This is a genomic window from Streptomyces radiopugnans, assembly GCF_900110735.1.
Classification (GTDB): Bacteria; Actinomycetota; Actinomycetes; order Streptomycetales; family Streptomycetaceae; genus Streptomyces; species Streptomyces radiopugnans.
Window position 1 is genome coordinate 1 of record NZ_FOET01000033.1, and the last position, 3,208, is coordinate 3,208.

Here is a 3,208-nt window from a genome sequence, read left to right on the forward strand (position 1 = left end):
CGGGGCCCCTCCGGGCGCTTCCCTTCGGTGTCTCCGACTCTATCAGACTCGCTTTTGCCGATCGAAATCGGCTTTGCTCTCCGATGAGAATTCGGATCGCCTCACCGGAGCCTCGGGCTCCTGGTCGAAGCTGGATAGATTTTCATCCGTCTACCCTCAAGGGTACCACCCTCCGGGCAACTTTTAAAATCTACCTCCCGCAGAGCCCCCCGTCAAGGGCGCCCTCCGGGGCGATCAGAACCGTAGCAGGTCCGGGGGCCTCGATGCACATCGGCCGTGTCACGCCGCCAGAGGAACCTCGGCGGAGCGGTCGGCGGCCTCCACGTCGCCCGCCTCGCCCCTCCTCACGGCCCTGGCGCCCAGTACGTAGACATAGGCCAGGAAGGCCAGCTCGGCGACGACCCCGATGGTGATCCGGGCCCAGGTCGGCAGACCCGAGGGGGTCACGAAGCCCTCGATGACGCCCGAGACGAAGAGCACCGCGGCCAGGCCGAGCGCCATGCCGATGGCCGCACGTCCCTCTTCCGCGAGCGCCGTGCGGCGGCTGCGCGGTCCCGGGTCGACGACCGTCCACCCCAGGCGCAGACCCGTGCCGGCCGCGACGAAGACGGCGGTCAGCTCGAGCAGGCCGTGCGGGAGGATCAGGCCGAGGAAGACGTCCAGGCGGCCCGCCGAGGTCATCAGACCGATGCCGATCCCGATGTTCAGCATGTTCTGGAACAGCACCCACAGCACCGGTATTCCGAGGAAGGCACCGAAGATCAGGCAGATCGCGGCGGCCTGGGCGTTGTTCGTCCACACCTGGGCGGCGAAGGAGGCGGCCGGGTTGCTGGAGTAGTAGGTCTCGTACTGGCCTCCGGGCCGGGTCATCTCCCGCAGCTGCTCCGGGGCCGCGATGGCGGCCTGGATCTCGGGGTGGGTCCCGATCCACCAGCCGATGAGGACGGCGACGAGCGTGGACAGCAGGGCCGTCGGTATCCACCAGCGCCGGGAGCGGTAGACGGCCGCCGGGAAGGCGACCGTGAAGAAACGCGCCACGTCCTGCCAGGTCGCCCGGCGGGTACCGGTGACCGCGCTGCGTGCGCGGGCGACGAGCGAGGTGAGGCGGCCGGTCAGCGCGGGGTCGGGTGCGGTGGACTGGATCAGCGACAGATGGGTGGAGGTGCGCTGGTAGAGGGCGACGAGCTCGTCGGCCTCGGCTCCGGTGAGGCGGCGCCGGCGGCGCAGCAGCTCCTCCAGGCGGTCCCACTCGGCCCGGTGGGCGGTGACGAAGACATCGAGGTCCATGGGGAGAGCTTTTCAGATGGGTACGCGGTCGGTCTCGGGCTGCTTGGCGGTCGGTCGGCCGCGGGCGGCAGACTGTGTCCGTGTACCCGGCGTACGGCGTACGAGGCGTACACGGGTCCGAGGCGAGGGTGAGGAGGCGTACCGGGTGAGTCAGCTCGTGACGGGTGATGCGGTGGTGCTCGGGCTGCGGCCCGCGCGGCTGCCGAGCCGGGCCCTGGCCGTCTTCATAGACCTGGTCGTGCTCTGGGGGGTCTACCTGGCGCTGTCGGTGGCGGTGCTGTCGGCCACCGGTTCCCTGGACGACGCGGCCACCGCGGCGATCGCCGTCGCGCTGCTGGTGCTGGTGCTGATGGGCGGGCCGGTCGCGGTCGAGACGCTGTCCCACGGCCGTTCGCTGGGGAAGATGGCGTGCGGACTGCGGGTGGTGCGGGAGGACGGCGGGCCGATCCGCTTCCGGCACGCGCTGGTCCGCGGAGCGCTGGGCTTCGTCGAGATCCAGATGACGGTGGGGGTCGTCGCGTGCATCGCCTCGCTGGTCTCCGCGCGGGGCCGGCGGCTCGGCGACGTGTTCGCCGGGACGCTGGTGGTGCGGGAGCGGATTCCGGTCCCGCGGCCGGTGCCGGTGCCGCCTCCGCCGCCGTGGGTGGCCGGGCACTTCGCCGGGCTGGACCTGTCGCGGGTGCCGGACGGGCTGTGGCTGGCCGTACGGCAGTACCTGCTGCGCGCGGACCAGCTCGATCCGCAGGTGGGCTGGTCGATGGCGCAGCGCCTGGCGGCCGATGTGGCGGGCTTCACCGGGGCCCCGGTGCCGGAGGGGATGCCTCCGGCCGTGTACCTGTCCGGTGTGGTGGCCGAGCGGCAGGGGCGGGACGCGCGGCGGGCCTTCGGTGAAGGCGTCCGGCCGGGGGCCGACCGGAACGGCGCCGTGCCTCCGCCGACCGCGGCCGGACCCGGTCCCGGCTCCGCATGGCCGGCCTCCCCTCCCCCGGCGGCTCCGCCCGCCTCTCCTCCCCCTGCTCCCCCCTCTGTCCCTCCGGCGCCCGCGCCGTCTCCGCAGCAGCCGTCCGCCGGTGGCAATGGCGGGGGCGGGGAGTCGGAGGGGCCGCGCACCGGTTTCGTTCCCCCGGCCTGACGCCGGCCGCAGGGCCCGGCCGCGCGGGTCAGTCGAACGTCGAGGGCGGGGACTCCAGGTCCTCCAGCTCGATGCCGGGGGCGGCCAGGACGACGTCCCCGGCGATGTGGACGGAGTGCCGCTCGCCCGTCTCCAGATCGTCGACCCGGTAGTGGTCCACGGTCAGCGGGCCGCTGTCGGTGGCGTGTGCTTCGCTGTCCACCAGCGCCCAGGCCTGGTCGAGGGTGCGGGGGGCGAGTACGGGGGGTGCGAAGGCGACGAGGCGGACGCGGGTGGCCGGTGCGCCGGGTGCGGGGCGCAGCAGCCTCGCGGTGGCGACGAGGAACGCGGGGGAGGCTCCGGTGAAGGCGTGGGCGGGCGCGTTGCCCTCCTGCGCCTGCTCTCCGGCCGGGTCGGCGCGTACCCAGGTCACCCCGTCGAGTGCGGCGCCGCGTACCTGCCAGTGGGGGGTGGTCAGTTCGAGGCGGAGGGGGCGGCCGAGGCCGTCCAGGGTGAGGTCGACCGAGCCCGCGCGGTCGCCGGAGGGGGCGGTGAGCTGCGAGACGTAACGCCAGCCGGACGGGCCGGTGGCGCACTGGAAGTGCTCCTCGCCCAGGGGGGTGCGGTCGTGCGGGTCGTGGAGTGAGTAGCGGCCGCGGGGCATGGTGGGGTTCCTTACGGGTCAGGCCCCCGCCGTGGAGCGGGGGCCTGACGGTGTCGCCTGCCTGCTGTGTGACGTGCCGTGTGTGGGCGGCGGTGTCAGTAGCGGTAGTGGTCGGGCTTGTACGGACCCTCCACCGGCACCCCGAT

Annotated in this window: 3 protein-coding genes; 1 reads left to right on the forward strand and 2 read right to left on the reverse strand. The window is 73.3% G+C overall.

Annotated elements, in window-relative coordinates:
* Window positions 1-279 precede the first annotated feature (279 nt).
* The gene (locus BMY40_RS27295; RefSeq protein ID WP_093663452.1) at window positions 280-1,287 is read right to left on the reverse strand and encodes a stage II sporulation protein M; all 1,008 of its coding nucleotides are present in this window, start codon (window positions 1,285-1,287) and stop codon (window positions 280-282) included.
* A gap of 145 nt (window positions 1,288-1,432) precedes the next feature.
* Here BMY40_RS27295 and BMY40_RS27300 point away from each other — a divergent pair, with 145 nt between their 5' ends.
* Window positions 1,433-2,419, forward strand: coding sequence for an RDD family protein (locus BMY40_RS27300; protein WP_093663453.1), 987 nt, complete (start codon window positions 1,433-1,435; stop codon window positions 2,417-2,419).
* A 28-nt stretch (window positions 2,420-2,447) separates the two neighbouring features.
* Here the strand turns inward: BMY40_RS27300 and BMY40_RS27305 are convergent, their stop codons facing one another.
* Window positions 2,448-3,062: a hypothetical protein gene (locus BMY40_RS27305; RefSeq protein ID WP_093663454.1), complete on the reverse strand. Its 615-nt coding sequence runs from the start codon at window positions 3,060-3,062 to the stop codon at window positions 2,448-2,450.
* Between the last annotated feature and the right edge of the window lie 146 nt (window positions 3,063-3,208).

Bases quoted from the DNA above. Each gene is read 5' to 3' on its own strand.
- BMY40_RS27295 (WP_093663452.1), bottom strand. From the start codon at position 1,287: ATGGACCTCGATGTCTTCGTCACCGCCCACCGGGCCGAGTGGGACCGC.
- BMY40_RS27305 (WP_093663454.1), bottom strand. From the start codon at position 3,062: ATGCCCCGCGGCCGCTACTCACTCCACGACCCGCACGACCGCACCCCC.